18 protein-coding genes are annotated in these 18,309 nt (G+C 70.0%); 5 read left to right on the top strand and 13 right to left on the bottom strand.

Annotated features, from left to right (window positions below):
* Positions 1–54 precede the first annotated feature (54 nt).
* Positions 55–1,422 (top strand): FAD-dependent oxidoreductase, encoded by a 1,368-nt coding sequence (locus ACIO3R_RS30855; RefSeq protein ID WP_385036081.1) that lies wholly within the window; start codon positions 55–57, stop codon positions 1,420–1,422.
* A gap of 76 nt (positions 1,423–1,498) precedes the next feature.
* Here the strand turns inward: ACIO3R_RS30855 and ACIO3R_RS30850 are convergent, their stop codons facing one another.
* Both ACIO3R_RS30850 and ACIO3R_RS30845 read right to left on the bottom strand, forming a co-directional pair.
* Positions 1,499–2,551, bottom strand: a complete 1,053-nt coding sequence (locus ACIO3R_RS30850; protein ID WP_385040430.1) for a chitinase — start codon at positions 2,549–2,551, stop codon at positions 1,499–1,501.
* Between the two features lie 215 nt (positions 2,552–2,766).
* Positions 2,767–3,942, bottom strand: a complete 1,176-nt coding sequence (locus tag ACIO3R_RS30845; RefSeq protein ID WP_402110277.1) for a DUF6777 domain-containing protein — start codon at positions 3,940–3,942, stop codon at positions 2,767–2,769.
* 262 nt (positions 3,943–4,204) lie between these two features.
* Between ACIO3R_RS30845 and ACIO3R_RS30840 the strand changes: the two genes are divergently transcribed.
* A complete protein-coding gene (locus ACIO3R_RS30840) occupies positions 4,205–4,729 on the top strand; it encodes a DUF1990 family protein (protein ID WP_385040435.1) in 525 nt (174 codons plus the stop codon).
* Between the two features lie 36 nt (positions 4,730–4,765).
* Positions 4,766–6,202, top strand: coding sequence for a lipase maturation factor family protein (locus tag ACIO3R_RS30835; RefSeq protein ID WP_385040437.1), 1,437 nt, complete (start codon positions 4,766–4,768; stop codon positions 6,200–6,202).
* Here ACIO3R_RS30835 and ACIO3R_RS30830 read toward each other — a convergent pair.
* From ACIO3R_RS30830 to ACIO3R_RS30785, 10 genes are all read right to left on the bottom strand, one after another.
* Positions 6,180–8,534 (bottom strand): alpha-L-fucosidase, encoded by a 2,355-nt coding sequence (locus ACIO3R_RS30830; protein ID WP_402110274.1) that lies wholly within the window; start codon positions 8,532–8,534, stop codon positions 6,180–6,182. The genes ACIO3R_RS30835 and ACIO3R_RS30830 overlap by 23 nt on opposite strands.
* Positions 8,535–8,676: 142 nt before the next feature.
* Complete coding sequence (locus tag ACIO3R_RS30825) at positions 8,677–10,026, bottom strand: ammonium transporter (RefSeq protein ID WP_385040443.1); 1,350 nt, start codon at positions 10,024–10,026, stop codon at positions 8,677–8,679.
* A gap of 35 nt (positions 10,027–10,061) precedes the next feature.
* Positions 10,062–11,021, bottom strand: coding sequence for an urease accessory protein UreD (locus ACIO3R_RS30820; protein ID WP_385352375.1), 960 nt, complete (start codon positions 11,019–11,021; stop codon positions 10,062–10,064).
* Position 11,022: 1 nt separating this feature from the next.
* A complete protein-coding gene (ureG, locus tag ACIO3R_RS30815) occupies positions 11,023–11,643 on the bottom strand; it encodes an urease accessory protein UreG (protein WP_385040448.1) in 621 nt (206 codons plus the stop codon).
* Positions 11,644–11,674: 31 nt separating this feature from the next.
* Positions 11,675–12,421: an urease accessory protein UreF gene (locus ACIO3R_RS30810; protein WP_402110272.1), complete on the bottom strand. Its 747-nt coding sequence runs from the start codon at positions 12,419–12,421 to the stop codon at positions 11,675–11,677.
* 5 nt (positions 12,422–12,426) lie between these two features.
* Positions 12,427–14,151: an urease subunit alpha gene (gene ureC, locus ACIO3R_RS30805; protein WP_385038438.1), complete on the bottom strand. Its 1,725-nt coding sequence runs from the start codon at positions 14,149–14,151 to the stop codon at positions 12,427–12,429.
* Positions 14,151–14,603: an urease subunit beta gene (locus tag ACIO3R_RS30800; RefSeq protein WP_402110271.1), complete on the bottom strand. Its 453-nt coding sequence runs from the start codon at positions 14,601–14,603 to the stop codon at positions 14,151–14,153. The genes ureC and ACIO3R_RS30800 overlap by 1 nt, the downstream gene beginning before the upstream one ends.
* A complete protein-coding gene (locus tag ACIO3R_RS30795) occupies positions 14,600–15,454 on the bottom strand; it encodes a sirohydrochlorin chelatase (RefSeq protein ID WP_385038433.1) in 855 nt (284 codons plus the stop codon). The genes ACIO3R_RS30800 and ACIO3R_RS30795 overlap by 4 nt, the downstream gene beginning before the upstream one ends.
* Positions 15,455–15,459: 5 nt before the next feature.
* A complete protein-coding gene (locus tag ACIO3R_RS30790; RefSeq protein WP_207315632.1) occupies positions 15,460–15,765 on the bottom strand; it encodes an urease subunit gamma in 306 nt (101 codons plus the stop codon).
* Positions 15,766–15,827: 62 nt separating this feature from the next.
* Positions 15,828–16,793 carry an urea transporter gene (locus ACIO3R_RS30785; protein WP_385038431.1) on the bottom strand — a complete coding sequence of 322 codons (966 nt, stop codon included), beginning with the start codon at positions 16,791–16,793 and terminating at the stop codon, positions 15,828–15,830.
* Positions 16,794–16,993: 200 nt separating this feature from the next.
* Here ACIO3R_RS30785 and ACIO3R_RS30780 point away from each other — a divergent pair, with 200 nt between their 5' ends.
* The gene (locus ACIO3R_RS30780) at positions 16,994–17,464 is read left to right on the top strand and encodes a fluoride efflux transporter FluC (RefSeq protein WP_385038428.1); all 471 of its coding nucleotides are present in this window, start codon (positions 16,994–16,996) and stop codon (positions 17,462–17,464) included.
* Positions 17,461–17,835: a fluoride efflux transporter FluC gene (locus tag ACIO3R_RS30775; RefSeq protein WP_385038425.1), complete on the top strand. Its 375-nt coding sequence runs from the start codon at positions 17,461–17,463 to the stop codon at positions 17,833–17,835. Before ACIO3R_RS30780 ends, ACIO3R_RS30775 begins: the two co-directional genes overlap by 4 nt.
* Positions 17,836–17,915: 80 nt before the next feature.
* On the opposite strand, the gene ACIO3R_RS30770 is transcribed toward ACIO3R_RS30775, so the two are convergent.
* Complete coding sequence (locus ACIO3R_RS30770) at positions 17,916–18,092, bottom strand: hypothetical protein (RefSeq protein ID WP_363024699.1); 177 nt, start codon at positions 18,090–18,092, stop codon at positions 17,916–17,918.
* Positions 18,093–18,309: the final 217 nt, after the last annotated feature.

The raw sequence follows: 18,309 nt of genomic DNA, 5'->3' as shown, positions 1-18,309 counted from the left end.
GCCTTACCAAGGCCCGCCCTGTCCTTGTTCGCCCGTCCTAAGGAACAGCCCTCCATGACACGCCCCGTCCGCGTAGCCATCGTCGGAGCCGGTCCCGCCGGAATCTACGCAGCGGACGCGCTGCTCAAATCCGGGGCCGCCTCCGACCCGGGCGTGTCCATCGACCTGTTCGAGCGGATGCCCGCCCCCTTCGGCCTGATCCGTTACGGCGTGGCCCCGGACCACCCCCGGATCAAGGGCATCGTGCAGGCGCTGCACAAGGTCCTGGACAAGCCGCAGCTGCGGCTCTTCGGCAATGTCGACTACCCGAACGACATCGGCCTCGACGAGCTGCGGACCTTCTACGACGCCGTGATCTTCTCCACCGGCGCCGACGCGGACCGGGCCCTGGACATACCCGGCAGCGACCTGGAGGGCTCGCACGGCGCCGCCGACTTCGTCTCCTGGTACGACGGCCACCCGGACGTGGCCCGCACCTGGCCGCTGGAGGCCGAGAAGGTCGCGGTCCTGGGCGTCGGCAACGTGGCGCTGGACGTGGCCCGCATGCTCGCCAAGACCGGCGACGAACTGCTGCCGACGGAGATCCCCGCCAACGTCCACGAGGGCCTCAGGGCCAACAAGGCGCTGGAGGTGCACGTCTTCGGGCGACGCGGTCCCGCCCAGGCCAAGTTCAGCCCGATGGAACTCCGCGAGCTGGACCACTCGCCGAACATCGAGGTCATCGTCAACCCCGAGGACATCGACTACGACCAGGGCTCGATCGAGACCCGGCGCGGGAACAAGCAGGCCAACATGGTCGCCTCCACGCTGGAGAACTGGGCGATCCGCGACGTCGGCGACCGGCCGCACAAGCTCTTCCTGCACTTCTTCGAGTCCCCGGTCGAGATCCTCGGCGAGGACGGCAAGGTGGCCGGCCTGCGCACCGAGCGCACCGAGCTGGACGGCACCGGCAACGTGCGGGGCACCGGCCGCTTCCACGACTGGGACGTGCAGAGCGTCTACCGCGCGGTCGGCTACTACTCCCAGGAGCTCCCCAAGCTCCCCTTCGACGTGGCCTCCGGCACCGTTCCGCACGCCGCCGGACGGGTCCTCGCCGGTGAGGAGCCGATGGACTCGGTGTACGTCACCGGCTGGATCAAGCGCGGTCCGATCGGCCTGATCGGCCACACCAAGGGCGATGCCAACGAGACCGTCGCCTGCCTGCTGGAGGACCACACCGCCGGCCGGCTGCCCGCTCCGGCGCAGCCCGAGCCGGAGGCCGTCACCGAGTTCCTCCGGGACCGCGGCGTCCGCTACACCACCCGCGAGGGCTGGTACCGCCTGGACGCCCACGAGCGCGCCCTCGGTGCGGAGCAGGGGCGCGAGCGGGTCAAGGTCGTGGAGCGCGACGCCATGCTGGACGCCTCCGAGCCCGCCAACTGACACCACGGCCGACGGCCCCGGGAGTTCTCCGCGCAGGAGATCCCCCGGGGCCGTCGGCCGTTGCCGTCAGGGGCCGTCAGCGCCCCTGGAGGCCCTTGACGTTGTCGCCGAACGTCCAGTTCTTCGAACCGTCCCAGTTAAGCGACCAGTCCATCAGGCCCTTCAGGCTGCCGCCGTAGTGGTTCCAGGCCTGGGACACGAGCCCCGGCGCCATGTAGCCGCCACCCGCGCCCGGCTGGGCGGGCAGTCCCGGGACCTGCTTGTCGTAGGGCACCTTGACCGTGGTGCCCTGGATGACGAGTCCCTTGTCGAGACAGTCCGTCTGCGCGGTGAATCCCCCGACGGTGCCCGCGGAGTACGAGTCGCCCGAGCAGCCGTACATGTTGCCGTTGTAGTACTGCATGTTCAGCCACCAGAGCCGGCCGTTGTCCGCGTACTTCTTCACGATGGGCAGGTACGCGCCCCAGATCGAGCCGTAGGTGACGCTGCCGCCGGTGACGTAGGCCGTCTCAGGAGCCATCGTCAGGCCGAAGTTCGAGGGCATCTCGGCGAGCACTCCGTCGATGATGCGGATCAGGTTGGACTGCGAGGCCGACAGCTGGTTGATGTTGCCGCTGCCGCTCAGGCCGGTCTCGATGTCGATGTCGATGCCGTCGAAGTTGTACTTCTTGAGGATCGGCACCACCGTGTCGACGAACCGGTCGGCCACCGCGCTGGAGCTCAGGTCGATACCGGCCGCCGCGCCGCCGATGGACATCAGGGTGGTGAGCCCGGACGCCTTCGCCTGGCACATCTCGGCCGGGGTCGGGACCTTGACGGTCGAGTCCATCCCGTCCTCCCACAGGACGGTGCCGTCGGAGAGGATCACCGGGAAGGCCGCGTTGATCACGTTGTAACCGTGCTGGGTGATGCGGCTGTCCGTGACGGGGATCCAGCCCAGCGGCGGATGCACCCCGTTGGACGCTCCGTCCCAGTTCTCCCAGTAGCCCTGGAGCACCTTGCCCGCAGGCTTCGACTTGACCGCGCAGGTGTCATCCTGCGCGGAGCTCGGCGTCGCCGCGACCAGCATCTGTACGACACAGGCCGCCGCGATGCCGACCCCCAGCAGACGTGATGTCCGACCGAACATGCCCGGTTCCCTTCGTGGGGTGGAGACCAGAGAAGCCGAAAATGCCATGATCCTGACAAGTCAGGGCTCCTGGCATCCCGGCCGCCACAACGCGGCACACGCTAAAGTGGTCCAGACCTTCCGTCAATAGGTCTGGACCATACGCACGGTGGCGCCGACGCCCCCTCCGAATCACGGGGCCGGACACGCGCCCCGCCGTCCAACTTCCGCCGGGCTCACCCGGTGACGGACTCGGGAGCACCTCCGGTGCCGTCCGGGCGCGGCAGTTCGATGGCGGTCTGCGGCTCCTGGGTCATGGACGGGACCAAATCCCCGGGAGGCTCCTCCGGCTCCGCGGGGGTACCGGTCGGCTCCTCGGGCGGGAACCCCGACGGCTCGTCGGTGGCGCCGTCCGAGGGCGGGTCCGTGGGGCAGTTCGGGGGCGCCGCCCGGCCGCCGTCCGGGGTACCCGGCGGATCACCGGAGGGGCTCCCGGTCACGGCGGCCTCCTCGCCGGGCGGCGTCGGGACGCCCGGTGTCGGGCAGTCGGTGGGCGCGGTGGTCGGGTCCCCCGGAGGCACCTCGGGCAGCGGCCCGGTGATGTCGGTACCCGGGTCGTACGGCGGCGGGACCTCCGGGGCGCGGTCCCTGGCGCCCTCGTCCCCTGCCGTCCGCTCGATCCAGGCGCTGTTCACGACGTCGACGATCACCAGGGCCGTGACCTCGCGTGCGGTGGGTGCGACGACAACGACGCGCGCCGGGTCGTAACCGGCCCACTTGTCCCCCCGGTCGGCCGACTCACGGGCACTGTCAGGCGGGGTCAGCGGGTTCCCGCCGGCACAGCGCACCCGGGGCAGCCCATGACGGTCGACCATCACCGCCGTGCCGGCCTGGAGCACGGACTGGAACGTGGTCGCGGACCCACCGCTGAAACCGTGATCGGCGACCCGGGTGTCGGCGCGCAGCAGGACCGGGGTCAGGCCGAGGAGGAAGTCGGCGGTCCCGGCCGGGGTGGTGCCCACGGCGCGCGCGAAGGCCTCACCCTTGGCGCGGTCGGCGGCGAGGAAGCGGATCTGCTTCCCGACATCACAGGAGGCCGTGGAGCGGACGCCGCCGTAGAGGCCCGGGGTGGAGCCGGTGAGCCGGTGGACGGCCCGGCCGCCGGGAGCCGGCGTCTCACGGGGGCCGGTGCGCGAGGGGGCCGGTGCCGCGCCGGACCGCTTCGCCGTCGAGCCGGTGAAGGGGTCGGGTCCCCGCGCCGCCGCCGGCTGCGGGAGGACCTCCTGCACGTCGGCCGTCCCCTTGGTGCCGCTGCCGCCGACGGGGGCGTCCTGGGCGCAGCCCGCGGCGAGCAGGATCCCGGCGGACAGCGTGGCGCCCGCGACGTGCCGCAGGCGTAGGGGTGAGCGCACGAAGAGGTCTCCTGCCGGTTCACCGGTCCCGAGTGGTCCCCTCATGTGTGCCGCAGTTACCCCTCCCCCGCAAGCCGGCGGCGCGGGAGGGGCGCACCGCGCGGGACCACGTCCGCACCAGCGCCTTGAACGTGTTCAAGAAAGACTCTAGAGTCTTCACCGACATCACTTGAACGTGTTCAAGACGGGGGCATTTCGCGCTCTTCTCGGTGCTCGCCCGAAAGCGGCTCCGCGACCGCAACGACCACGAAGGACACGCCGCATGAGCACCCTGACCTATCCGGACGTGGGCGCCACCCGTCTCGGTCCGCTCCCCGACGGCTACCACCACCTGCACCACCGCGACCGGATCGGCCACGGCCGCGCGGACTTCGAGGCCGCCGGCGCCGCGGTCACCGCGTTCCGCATGCACCGTGTCGCCGGGGCCCGCGTCACGGCGTCGGCGCCACGCGCCGAGCCCGGCACGGCCGTTCAGGTGAAGCTGGGGGCCGGCCCGTTCCGGTTCACCGCGCCCTGCCGGGTCATCTGGACCGAGTACGGACCGCAGCGCATCGGATTCGCCTACGGAACGCTGACCCGGCATCCCGAGTGCGGCGAGGAGTCCTTCGTGGTCGACCTGGCGGACGACGGAACGGTGTCGTTCACCGTCATGGCGTTCAGCCGGCCCGCCCGCTGGTACGCCCGGCTCGCCGGTCCGCTCGTACCGGTGGCCCAGCTCTGGTACGCCCGCAGGCTCGGCAGGAGCCTGCGCCGGATCGTCACGGAGGCGCGCCAGAAGCGGAACTGAAGCGCCGGAGCCGCCGCGGGGCCGATACTGGGGGCGATGGAGTGGTTCACCGCAGACGGGTACTGGCTCAGCCGGCTGATCTTTCAGCGGGTGCTGGCCGTCATCTACCTGACCGCCTTCCTCACCGCCGCGCTCCAGTTCCGGGCGCTGATCGGTGAACGCGGCATGCTGCCCGTTCCGGAACTCCTGCGGCGCACGGACTGGCGCACCGCCCCCGGGCTCTTCCGCCTCCACTACTCCGACCGCCTCTTCGCCGTGGTCGCGTGGACCGGCTGTGCGCTCTCCGTCGCGCTGATCGCCGGCGTGGACGGCCACCTGCCGCTGTGGGCGGCGATGCTGCTGTGGGCGCTGCCCTGGGCGCTGTACCTGTCGATCGTCCAGGTCGGCGACACCTGGTACGGCTTCGGCTGGGAGTCGCTGCTGCTGGAGACCGGCTTCCTCGCCGTCTTCCTCGGCAACGCGGGCACCGCCCCGCCGGTACTGGTGCTGTGGCTGCTGCGCTGGGTGCTGTTCCGGGTGGAGTTCGGGGCCGGGATGATCAAGATCCGCGGCGACGCGTGCTGGCGCAGGCTGACGTGCCTGTACTTCCACCACGAGACCCAGCCCATGCCCGGCCCGCTGAGCTGGTTCTTCCACCAGTTGCCCCGGCCCCTGCACCGGGCCGAGGTGGCGGCCAACCACGTGACCCAACTCCTGGTCCCGGTGCTGCTCTTCACCCCACAGCCGGTGGCGAGCGCGGCCGCGGGCCTGATGGTCCTCACCCAGTTGTGGCTGGTGCTGTCGGGGAACTTCGCGTGGCTCAACTGGCTGACGATCGCGCTCGCCCTGTCGGCCGTCGACTGGTCCCCGGTGGCCGAGCCGCCCGCACAGTCCGCCGCGCCCCTCTGGTACGAGGTGGTGGTCATCGCCGTCACCACGCTGGTCCTGGCGCTCAGCTACCGCCCCGCCCGCAATCTCGTCTCGCGCCGCCAGGTGATGAACCGCTCCTTCGACCCACTGCACCTGGTCAACACGTACGGCGCGTTCGGCAGCATCAGCCGGGTCCGGCTGGAGGTGGTGGTCGAGGGCACGGACGAGCGGGTCGTGCACCCGGGCACGGTCTGGCGGGAGTACGGCTTCCGCGGGAAGCCGGGCGATCCGCGGCGGCTGCCGCGCCAGTTCGCCCCGTACCATCTGCGGCTCGACTGGATGATGTGGTTCGCCGCGCTCTCGCCCGCCTATGCCCGCCCCTGGTTCGGCCCGTTCGTGGAGCGGCTGCTGGAGAACGACCGGGACACCCTGCGGCTGCTGCGGCACAACCCGTTCCCCGGGGCCCCGCCGGCGCACGTCCGCGCCAGGGTGTACCGCTACCGGTACACGACCTGGCGCGAACTGCGGGCCACCGGGCACTGGTGGCACCGCACCTACGTACGGGACTTCATGCGCCCGGTGCCGCCGGGGCCCTCCCCGGTCAGCCCGACCAGGCGATCTTGAACACCCAGGCGTGCTCGCCGGTCCTGCGGGCCGCCGCCGGTACGTCGATCACCAGCGAGTCGCCGGTGGTGCGCCAGCGCAGCGGCCGGTCGTACCCGAGCAGCGTGATCCGGTCACCGCCGCGGACCGGCACGGGGGCCTCGACCGTGAGGGTCGCGCCGGGCCGGGCCAGCGAGTGGATGTAGAACGCCTTGTCCGGCCGGACGGTGAACCGCAGGTCCTCCCCCAGCTGCGGCATCCGCGACCAGTACGTGGTGCCGTGGATCGCCTCTCCGTTGGTCTTCAGCCACTGCCCCGTCTCGCGCAGCCTGCGCTGCATGATGTCGGGGATCGTGCCGTCGGCCTTCGGCCCGATGTCGAGCAGGAAGTTGCCGTTCTTGGAGACGATGTCGACGAGCGAGTGCACGATCTCCTCTGCCGTCATGTACTTCTCGTCCGGAGTCTGCGCGTTGTAGCCGTAGCTGTAGGGGTCGAGGCCGCGGCTGGACTCCCACTTGGCGGTGACGATCTGGTCGTACGTCGTGTACTCGGGCGTCGTGAAGTCGTGCGACCCGATCCCCGAGCGGTCGTTGACGGTGACGTCGACCGGGCGGGCCCGGTTCTTGGCGTGGTTGAAGTACTCGGCGAGGACCCGGTGGCTGTCGTTGTCGCCGCCGATGTCGCACCAGATGATCTCGGGGTCGTACCCCTCGATCAGTTCCAGCATCTGCGGGCCCTGGAACTCGGTGATGTAGTCCTTGCCCGCCGTGTGGCCGGTGTACGGGACGGGCTCCAGGGTGTACGGGTTGCGCGGGGCGTGGCCCATCCACGGGTGGTCCGGGTTGAACCACTCGGGCATGGAGAAGTACAGCCCGCGGTGGAGTTCGGGGGCGTAGCGCCGTGAGGCGTCGAAGAGTTCCCTGATCACATCGCGCTTGGGGCCCATCTTCACCGAGTTGCGGTCGGAGAGTTTGGTGTCCCAGAGCGCGAAGCCCTCGTGGTGCTTCGAGGTGAGGACGTGGTACTGCGCGCCGGCGTCCCGGAACAGCTCCACCCAGGCGCGGGGGTCGAAGCGCTCCGCGCGGAACTGCGGGATGAAGTCGTCGTAGGCGAAGGACTCCCCGTAGGTGTCGCGGTGATGGGCGTAGGTGGGGTTGGCCGGGTCCTGCATCTGGTTCCAGTACCACTCGGCGTACTGCGTGCCGACCGGTGCCCAGGCCGGGACCGAGTAGATGCCCCAGTGGATGAAGATCCCGAACTTCGCGTCCTGGAACCAGTACGGCGCCTGATGGGTGGAGAGGGACGCGTCCGTGGGGGTGTAGTCGGGGACCCCGAGGGTGAGCGAGCGCCGGACCGTCGCCGCCTGCTGCCCCCGGCCGCGCGCGACCACGCTGCCGTCGCGCGCGGTGCCTGGCGAGGTGCCCGGTCTGTTACGGATGCCGATGCGGACGCGGGCCTGGTCGCCGGGGGCGAGGCGGGTGACGCGGGCTGGTGCGACGGTACGCGCCCCGGGCACGTCCACCGAGAGGGTGAGGCCGTCGGCGGCGAGGATGCCCACCGTGCCCGCGTTGACGACGGTGGCCTCGACGCTCTGGGCCCCGTGGTCCAGCAGCGAGGTGGTGGAGCGGGCGTCGCGTACGGCCAGGGCCCGTCCCTCGGCCGCCGGTTGCAGGGAGAGCGCGAAGATGTGCAGGGCCGACTTGTTCTCCTCGGCGGGCTGGGTGGTGGGAAGCGTCAGCGCGACGGCCTCCCTCGTCGGGTCGAGCGGGATCTCGGACACGGCGATGGAGACCGGGTGCGGGTCCTTCGTCCCGTCGGGGGCGTAGCGGTAGGCGGACGTCAGGTCGCCGCTGCCGGAGTACCAGTCGGGTCCGGCGAGGGCCGGGGCCGATGTGGTGCCGTCGGCGTAGTGCACCGTGGTCCTGCCGGACGCGGCTCCGTAGCTGCACGCGGTGAGGAGGAGGCCGGACAGGTAGCGGCCCGGCGGGAGGTCGATGCGCTGGCCGAGGGCGACGATGTTGTTCTTCGCCCCCGCGCCGGCGGCCGGGAAGCGGAACGTGGTGCCGGCTATCTCCCGGTCCCCTGCGGGGAGTTCCTCACCGGGGAAGGTGTAGCCGGAGCCGTCGAAGCTGCCGCCGCGGGCTTCGGCGGTGTCGATGCCGTCGTTGTCGAACCAGTCGTCGAGGGGGACGGGGACGGCCGGGGGCACGGTTCCCCAGTCACCGCCGTGCGGGGTCTCGGGCGCGGTCCCGGTTCGCGGGGCCGCTTCGGCGGTGGCGGGGGTGAGCAGGGCGGCGCCGACTGCCGCCCCTGCCGTCATTCCGAGTACATGGCGCCTGGGAAGTTCGGTCATGACGTCCGATGATTGGAGCAGGACGTGAACCTGTCAATGCAATCTTCCAGACAGAACGAAACTTCTCTCCCACATCCATCGGATGACTTGAGGGAGAAAGCGGGGCGGGCCGGGCATCTGACGCCCGGCCCGCCCTCTTCGGCTACTTCTCGTGCTCGCGGGCCCGCAGCAGGTTGCTGATTTGCTTGACGAGTTCGTCGTCGCTGCTCACGCGCTTGCCGGAGACCAGTGCGCCGAGGCGCTCGGCGGTCTGGAAGTCGTACGCCCGCTCCTCCTCCTCGCCGGGAACGTTGTCGTACTCCTCCTTGGCGCGGAAGCCGACGGTCAGGTCCACGGCCTTGGCGATGATCCAGGTGAGGATGAAGGAGAAGGCGATCACGGCGACGATGGCGACGAGCTGCTTGCCCAGCAGCCCCCAGCCGCCTCCGTAGAAGAGCCCCTTCTTGCCGCTGATGCGTGCGGTGGCGAACAGACCGACCATGATCAGGCCGATCAGGCCGCCGACACCGTGCACGCCTACCACGTCGAGCGTGTCGTCCACGCCGAAACGGAACTTGAGTGTGATCGCGAAGGCGCAGACCGCGCCGACGACGAGGCCGGTGATGACCGCGCCAAGGGTGTTGATCTCACCGCAGGCCGGGGTGATGGCGACCATGCCCGCTACGGCGGAGGAGACGACCCCCATCGTGGTGACCCTGCCGGTGCGCCACTTCTCCACCAGCGGCCAGGTGACCATCGCGCCCGCGGCCCCGAGCTGGGTGTTGATGAAGGCCGCGGCGGCGGTGCCCTGGTCGCTCAGTGCCGAACCGGAGTTGAAGCCGAACCAGCCGAACCAGAGCAGCCCGACTCCGATGACCACGAGCGGAATGTTGTTGGGGCGCTCCTCGCGGCGGGCGAAGTCGCGCGGCGCCCGCAGTACGAGTGCCACGGCGAGGCCCGCCACACCGGAGTTGAGCTCCACCGGGAGACCGCCGGCGAAGTCGAGGGCACCGAGGTGCTTGACGATCCAGCCGTCCGTGTCGAACACCCAGTGCGCGATGGGGATGTAGACGATCAGCAGCCACAGCACGACGAAGACGAGCCAGCCCCTCATCGTCGCCCGGTCGGCGATCGAACCGCTGACCAGCGCCACCGTGATGATGGCGAAGCCCATCTGGAAGGTGCTGTAGACGTAGGTGGGGATCGCTCCGGTCAGCGTGGTCAGGTCGATGCCGCGCATGAACACGTGGTCGAGGTTGCCGATGACTCCGGCGCCTCCGACATCGGGGCCGAACGCCAGCGTGTATCCGATGACCCACCAGACGAGGGTGCCGAACGCGAGCGCGGCGAAGCTCATCTTGATCATCATCAGCACGTGCTTGGTGCGCACCATGCCGCCGTAGAAGAACGCGAGGCCGGGCGTCATCAGCAGCACCATGGCGGTGGCGGCGAGCAGCCAGGCGGTGTCACCGGAGTCGTACGCTGGCGGCATCGGCGCGGGAGCGGTGTTCATCGGCGGGTACCTCGTGGGTGTCGTGGGGACGGAGGTCAGGGCTTGCGCAGGTCGGGGGCCGGATGGCCGGTGAGCAGCCGGCGCACGGACTGCCAGGCGGCCTGATGGGCCGCGGCGACCCGGATCGGGCTGTCGTCCAGCAGCCGCACCCAGGCTCCGCAGTCCCGGGGCAGCACGCTCACGCCGTACAGGACGCCGAGGGGGGCCAGCGCCTCGTGCAGGGTGTCGGCGAGTTCGGCGACCGGGACGCGGTCGGTCACGACGAAGAGCGAGGCGACATGGTCGTGCCCCGCGAACACACCGGGTCCCAGCACTCCTTCGCCGTCCGGCCCCGGGGCGAGGCGCAGGGTGTCGAGGGCGAGCAGCGTGCCGTCGGGCCGGCTGATACGGAGGTCGGTGGCGAGCACCCGGTAGGCGTGGCGTTCACCGCGGGCGAGCCGTCCGGCGGTGAGGGTGTCACCGAGAACGACGGTCGCGCCCTCGGCGACCGTGACCTCGGTGCGCTGGTAGAAGCGCGCGTCCTTGAACGGGATCAGCGGGTCCGGCAGGTACTCCACGTAGCTCCCGGCCTCCGCCGTCAGGTGCACCTGCTGGGTCGCGTAGTCGTGCTCCATCCGGAAGATCTTGGTGGCGGCCTGGGTGGTCAGATGGACCTGGGTGTCCGGGCCGCAGCGGAAGTCCATCCGGTAGCGGTCGGCCTGGGCCACACCGCCGCCGGTCGCCATCAGATAGACGTAGCTCATACCGGGCAGCGCGGGGTCGATCCACAGCGGCCGAATGATCTGCAGCGGTGTCTTCTGGTAGCGCTCGACGAGTTCGGTACGCCCGCCCCGCACGGCGAAGGCCAGGTCGAGGATGCCGACCTTGGCCGGGGACCCGGGAGCGAGCGTGTCGGGCACGGAGGCCAGGGCCACCACGTCCGGGGGGACGCGGACCGCGGCGTAGTACACCTCGGCGAGCCGGTCGGCGCGGGGCCGGTACGGGGCGAGCTGCATGTCAGATCAGCACCTTGCGGCGTGATTCGAGGTAGACCGCGATGTCGTCGATGCCGACGCCGGTCAGACAGTCGGTGAGGACGACGGGCCGGTTGCCCCGGACCCGGTGGGCGTCCGACTCCATGACGTTGATGTCCGTGCGGACGTACTTCGCGATATCGATCTTGTTGATGACGAGCAGATCCGACTCGGTGATGCCGGGGCCTCGCTTACGGGGCATCTTCTCGCCCTCCGCGGTGTCCAGCACGAAGAGGAAGAGGTCCACGAGGGCCGGGCTGAAGGTCAGCGTGAGGTTGTCGCCGCCGGACTCGTAGATCAGCGTGTCGGTGTCCGGGAAGCGCTCCAGCATCTCCGCGCCGGCCGCCAGGTTCATCGTGGGGTCGTCGCGCACGGCGGTGTGCGGACAGGCGCCCGTCTCGACACCGACGACCCGCTCGGGTTCCAGGACTCCGGCCAGCGTGCGGCGGACATGCTGGGCGTCTTCCTGGGTGTAGATGTCGTTGGTGATGACGGCGGGGCGGTGGCCGCGTTCGATCAGCATCGGGACCAGCGCCTCGATGAGCGCGGTCTTGCCGGATCCGACGGGTCCGCCGACGCCGACCCGCAGTACATTGTCGTCCATGGTGCTCCCTGGGTGATACGAGTGGTGGATATCAGCTGGCGAAGAGCCGCGCCTCGGCCCGTTCATGACGGCCCGACATGATGTCCGAGGCGAAGACCGTGGCGCCGACGTCGTCGAGTTCCCGCCGCAGTGCGGCCTCCACGGCCTCCTCGATGACGGGCGTGGCGCCCCGGATCAGCGTCTGCGTCGTACGGTGATCGGTCAGCCGCAGCCGCAGGGCGGCGCCCGCGAAGCTGACACAGAACGCGAACAGGTCCGCGGCGACCGCCTGCCGGACCGGAACGCCGGTCGCCGCGTAGATGACTCCTGCGGCGACCGCCTGGGTACCGGGGGCCTCGCGGCGTACGACGCGGTCGAAGTAGTCGCTGATCTCGGAGCGTCCGAAGACCTCCTGTCCGAGGTCCAGGAGCTGGCGGCCGGTCCGGGTGGACGCCTGACGCATCTCCCGTCCCAGTTTGGTGGCCAGGAGGTACTCGTCGATCCGGACGACGGCCGCCGGGTCGCCGGCGGCCGTCGCGCGGTGGGCGAGGGCGAGCGCCGTGGCGTCGGCAGGGCCGACGCCGTGCAGGAGCAGGTCCTCGAGCAGCAGCGGAAGGCTGCCGGGGTCTACGGCCCCGGACTGCGCGAAGCCTTCCAGGCTGTGCGACAGCGTGTAGAAGCCGCTGGGGAACGCGGAGTCGGTCAGCTGGAGGCTGACCAGCAGCGAACCCAGGCCCGTGCCCGTCCCGGTCACTGCGGTCACGGTGTCTGAGGCGGTGTCACCCTCATCGCGATACATCAGCTCTAGACCAGGAAGTAGAGGTGGTTGAGGGGCAGCTTCTCGGCCGGGTCGATGGTGGCGACCTTTCCGTTGAGCGTGACCTTGAACGTCTCCGGGTCGACCTGGATGTCCGGCAGGGCGTCGTTGCGGACCATGTTGTGCTTGCCGATGGTGCGAGTGCGGCGCACCGGCAGGACCTTGCGTTCCAGACCCAGTTCGGCCGGGACCCCGGCGGCGATGCCCGCCTGGGACATGAAGGTGACGTGGGTCGCCTGCAGCGCCTTGCCGTACTGGCCGAACATCGGCCGGTAGATGACGGGCTGCGGGGTCGGCAGCGAGGCGTTGGGGTCGCCCATCTGCGCCCAGGAGATGATGCCGCCCTTGATCACCATCTTCGGCTTGGCACCGAAGGAGTGGATGGGCCACAGCACGATGTCGGCCAGCTTGCCCTTCTCGATCGATCCCACGTGGTCGGAGATGCCGGCGGCGATCGCCGGGTTGATGGTGACCTTCGCGAGGTAGCGCAGCACCCGCTGGTTGTCGTTGCGCTCCGAGTCGCCCTCCAGCGTGCCGAGCTTGTCCTTGCAGTGGTGCGCGGTCTGGAAGGCACGCGTGACGGACTCACCGATGCGGCCCATGGCCTGGGAGTCGGAGGAGAAGATGCTGATCACGCCGAGGTCGTGCAGTACCGACTCGGCGGCGATCGTCTCGGCCCGGACCCGGCTGTCCGCGAAGGACACGTCCTCGGGGATGTCATGGCTGAGGTGGTGACAGACCATGACCATGTCGAGGAGCTCGTCCACCGAGTTCACCGTGTACGGCAGCGTCGGGTTGGTGGAGGACGGCAGGACGTTCGGCTCACCGGCGATACGCAGGATGTCGGGGGCGTGGCCACCGCCCGCGCCCTCGCTGTGGAAGGTGTGGATGGCCCGGCCGTCGATCGCGGAGCGGGTGTCCTCGAAGAAGCCACCCTCGTTCAGGCTGTCGGTGTGGATGGAGACCTGGACGTCGTGCTGGTCGGCGACGTTCAGTGCGTTGTCGATGACGGCCGGCGTCGAACCCCAGTCCTCATGGACCTTGAGCCCGCAGGCACCGGCGACGACCTGCTCGTTGAGGGCCTCCGGCAGGCTGCCGTTGCCCTTGCCCATGATGCCGAGGTTGACCGGCAAGGTCTCGGCAGCCTGGAGGATCTTGCCGATGTTGTACGGGCCGGGGGTGCAGGTGGTGCCGTTGGAACCGTCCGAAGGCCCGGTGCCACCGCCGATCAGGCTGGTAATGCCGTTGGTCAGCGCCTGCTCGGCCTGTTGCGGGGCGATCAGGTGGACATGGGTGTCGATGGCGCCCGCGGTGGCGATGAGGTGCTCCCCCGCGATGGCCTCCGTGCCCGGCCCGATGACCAGGTCCGGATCGACGTTGTTCTGCGTCTGCGGGTTGCCTGACTTGCCGATGCCGACGATGAAGCCGTCCTTGATGCCGATGTCGCACTTGACGACGCCCACGATCGGGTCGATGACGACCACGTTGGTGATGACGGTGTCGAGTGCGCCCTGGGCCGAGGTGGCCTGTGGGTCGGAGGCCATGCCGTCGCGCATGGTCTTGCCGCCGCCGTAGAGGACCTCGTCGCCGTACTGGCCCTCGCTGAAGTCCTTCTCGACCTCGACGATGAGGTTGGTGTCGGCGAGGTGGAAGCGGTCGCCTACCGTCGGACCGAACATGTCGGTGTACTGCTTGCGGGGCAGGATGGGCATCAGTGCGAACCCTTCTTCTTTTCGTTGGTGGCCTTGGAGCCCTTGGAATCCTTGGTGGCGCTGGTGGAGCCGGGGGTGCCCTGGGCGCCCTCGAAGCCCCGTTCGATGGCCCTGCGGACGGCCTCGACGCGAGCCGGGTGGGAGGAGAGGCTGCCGTTGAGGAGTCCGCTGAAGCCGACGAGACGTCCGGTGCCGCCGTACGCGCACAGCTCGACCTCGCGCGAGCCGCCGGGCTCGATTCGCACAGACGTGCCGGCGGGGATGTTGAGGTGCATACCGAGCGTCTCCTGGCGGTCGAACGACAGCGCCGAGTTGACCTCGAAGAAGTGGTAGTGGGAACCGACCTGCACCGCACGGTCGCCGGTGTTGCTCACGGTGAGCTTCAATGTGCGGCGGCCCGCGTTGAGCTCGATGGGGTCCTTGCCGTAAAGGTACTTCTGACGGAACGTCATGCAATGCTCCTGATGACTTGGCCCGCTCCAAGGGCGGGCGGGTGCTGATGCGTGTGCGTGTGTCCGGGGCCGTGATCGTGGTGGTGACCAGGACCGTGGTCGTGTCCCTCGCCCGGTGGGTGGGTGTGGGAGTGGCCGTGGTTGTCGGCCGCGGTCAGCCCGACCGCGATGCCGTCGTCGCCGTGCTCGCGCCATCGCCGCCGGGCGTCGGCCACCCGCTCGGCCAGTACGCGTCGCAGCGCGGACGCGGGGACGAGCGGACCGGCCAGGTCCACCAGCGGCCGGGTGTCGGCGGAGAGTTCGGGCACCTCCGGCGGCGCGAACCCGGCCGGAAGCAGCGTCACTCGCTCCGCGCCGAGCAGCCTGCAGCGCCGGACGCCCCCGGCCGGGTCCGGGTCCCCGCCGGTGAACGCCACCTCGACCAGGGAGTGCCGGCCGTAGCGGCGTACGAGTGCGGCGATCCGGTACAGCTCCGCGTCCTCGAACGGGTCACCGGACGGAGCCGTGACCAGCAGGGCCGAGTCCTCGGGCACCCGTCCCGCCGCGGCGCGCAGCCAGCCGACGAGATGCTGAGCGGTGCCGAACGGCTCGGCGAGCACCGTCGCGGCACGGTCGCCGCCGGGAACGGAACGCAGGGTCCGGGCGGTGTCCGCGACGAGTTCGGGGTCGCGGCCGAACGTCATCGGCACGACGACGCTCTCCTCGCCCCTGCGCAACTGCGCGGAGATCCTGCGGAACAGCTCGCGCCCGCTCGGCACGACGCTCACTCCGGGGTCCACGAGCCCGTCCAGCGCCCGCCCGTACGCGGCTTCGTGGCCGCACACGGCGATGATGCCGCAGGCCTCGGCCACCGGAGTCAGCCCCCGATGGGGTCGTGGCAGGACACCAGCTTGGTGCCGTCCACGAAGGACGCCTCGACCTGGAGCAGGCCGAGCATCTCCCGGACGCCGGGCATGGTGTCCGGCTCACCCACGACATGGCGGCCCAGTTCCATGCAGTCCGCGACGCTTTTGCCGTCGCGCGCGGCTTCCAGGATCGCCTCGGTGATCAGCGCGACCGACTCGCTGTAGTTGAGCTTGAGGCCGCGTCCCTGGCGTTTGCGGGCCAGGTCGGCCACCACGTACACCAGCAGCTTGTCGATCTCGCGAGGGGCGAGGTTCATCGTCAGTACCTTCCTCGGGTTGTACGGGCAGAGAGCGGAGGGCCGGGGCCCCGGAGGGGCGGTCAGCTGCTCCGGCGCAGGCGGGGCAGCAGCGGCACGGCGGCCATCAGCGCCCAGGTGGTGAGAATGAACGGCCAGGTGAAGGTGTGGCCGCCGAAGGGCTTGAAGAGGGATGTCAGCGACGCCGTGAGCCCGGTGCTGGCCGCGGCGCCGAACAATGCGTACACGCCGTTCCAGGCCGTGTTGGCCATGAAGACCGCGCCGATGGCGATGGCCACGAGCACCGCGTTGTATCCGTAGATCCCGTTGGAGATCAGCGCCGTCGGTGCGCCCAGCGCCCACGCGGCGAGGATGCCGACCACGCTGCCTGCCGCCGCGTAGAGCACGACACGCAGGCCGGCCAGAGCGAGGCCGACAAGCATGATCAGTCCGACGTACCAGCTGTCGATCAGGAACACCTGCGACACGTTCGTGAAGAACGCGTGCCAGACGGCGCTCCAGGTCATCGTCGTGTCACCGCTGGTGGTGCTGGACACGGACGAGGCCGGGGCCCCGTGCCAGACCCGCGCGAACGACGAGGCGCCGATCACCATCACTCCGGAGACCAGGCAGAAGGGCGCGGTCAGAGGGGTGAGCCCGTAAGGGGTGAGGAAGGTGCCCAAGGTGGCCATCAAAAGGGTGCACATGATGGCGCCGACGACAGTCAGCACATAGGTGGACAGATGGTTGCCCAGCGAGGAATAGAGGGCGATGCCCGTCAGGCAGCCCGCATATCCCTGGAGACCGAGCGCGATGCTCCCCCGGTCGACACGGAGGGCATAGGCGGTGGCGGTGGCGATCAGTGTGCCAAGCGTCGCGAAGAGGCCGTTCTCCCAGCTCGACGCCCAGAGCGCGGCAAGGATCAGCAGGCCGGTCAACAGCGCAGGTTGGAGGTCGACCTGTCCGACGCCGCGAAGCGAGGCAAGGATGTATGCGAACGGCTGACGCTTCTCCAGCCGCCGGATGATTTCCGGCTCGGCGAGGGGCAAGGTTGGCTCCAGCGGCTCGGCAGCGAAAATGCCACCCCGGCCCGAAGGACCGGAGGACATGTACTTACACATGCCATAAAGACACAAAGTGAGCGATATGTCGCGTTAGGTAGCATTTCCGCTAGCCCGGTCGGGTGGGGCTTTGTCCGGTCAGCGCGCTCGGCCCCGGCCGTCACGGGTCTCTCCGTAGATTCACGGACATGTCGCAAAAAATGCTGCTGCACCACCACAGCCACCCCGATCATCACCCGGGGGTGCAGCTGTCGGTCGTGGGCGCCGTCGCGGTCGGCGGAGCCGCCGGAGCCGTCGCCCGGTACGGCGCCGAACGGCTCTGGCCGACCGGCGCCTCGGCTTTCCCCTGGACGATTCTGCTGGTCAACACGGTGGGCTGTTTCCTGATGGGCGTGCTGATGGTCACCTTGAAGCTGCGCTTCCCCGGTGCACCCCGGCTGATCAGTCCGCTGCTCGGCACCGGCGTGCTCGGTGGATTCACCTCGTTCTCGCACTACACGGACAACGTTCGGGAGCTGTTCGAGAACCATCAGCCCGGGTACGCGGTCGGCTGCCTGGTGCTGACCGTGGTGGCCGCACTGGCCGCCGTGACGGCGGGCGCGTTCGCCGCCCACTTCGCCTTCGGGCGTTCCTACGCCGCGCAGAGTGACGCGTCATGACCGACTGGCTGCTCGTCATCGCCGGCGGACTCGTGGGCGCGCCCTTGCGCTATTACCTCGGGGTGGACGCGAAGTTCCGTCTGCACAGCGTCTTCCCGTGGGGCACTTTCGCCGCCAACGCCGGCGCGGCCCTGTTCCTCGGCTTCGTCGCCGAGGCGGTCACCGACGGGGACCTCGGCGCCCGGCTCAATCTGCTGCTCGCCACCGGGTTCTGCGGGGCCCTGTCGACCTGGTCGACGTTCTCCTACGAACTGCTGACCCTGAACTCCGCCCGCCGGCTGAGCCTGGCGGCGGGCTATCTGCTGCTCACCGTGGGCGCGGGGGTCGGTCTCTCGTTCGCCGGGGCCGCCGTGGCCCGCGCGGCCTTCTGAGCGGGAACACCCGCCGCACGGCCGAGCTCCGGCCCCCGCCCCGTTTCGGGGGTGGGGACCGGAGCCCGGTGGTGAAGCACTCAGTCGATGCCGGGCAGGATGTGCGGCTCGGCGAGGTCGTCCTCGTAGCCGGCCAGCCGGATCGGTGCGGACCTGGCCCAGACCTCGATGTTCCGGAGCTTCTCGGGCCTGCGGGCCCGGTCTCCTTGCCGTTCGGCCGGTCGCTTCTCGTGCTTCGTCAGTTCCGGTGTCGTCACCGCGCACTCCTTTGTGTCGCGTAACCCCGGGCGTCGCCGACGCTCCGGCTTCCATGCCGGCACATCGACCGCCCGTGAGGGGCAGGGGAAGGATCAGCTTCGGTCGCGGTGGCGCCGGGGTACGGGGCGGGACGGCGGCCTGGTTGACAGGCCTGTCCCAGGACGGCCGAGGAACCTTCGTGGATCCCTTGGTGGCGTCCGTTCCCCTCAGAGTAAC

The organism is Streptomyces sp. NPDC087428 (assembly GCF_044744085.1).
Lineage (GTDB): Bacteria > Actinomycetota > Actinomycetes > Streptomycetales > Streptomycetaceae > Streptomyces.
This window is presented reverse-complemented; position numbering and strand designations above follow the sequence as displayed.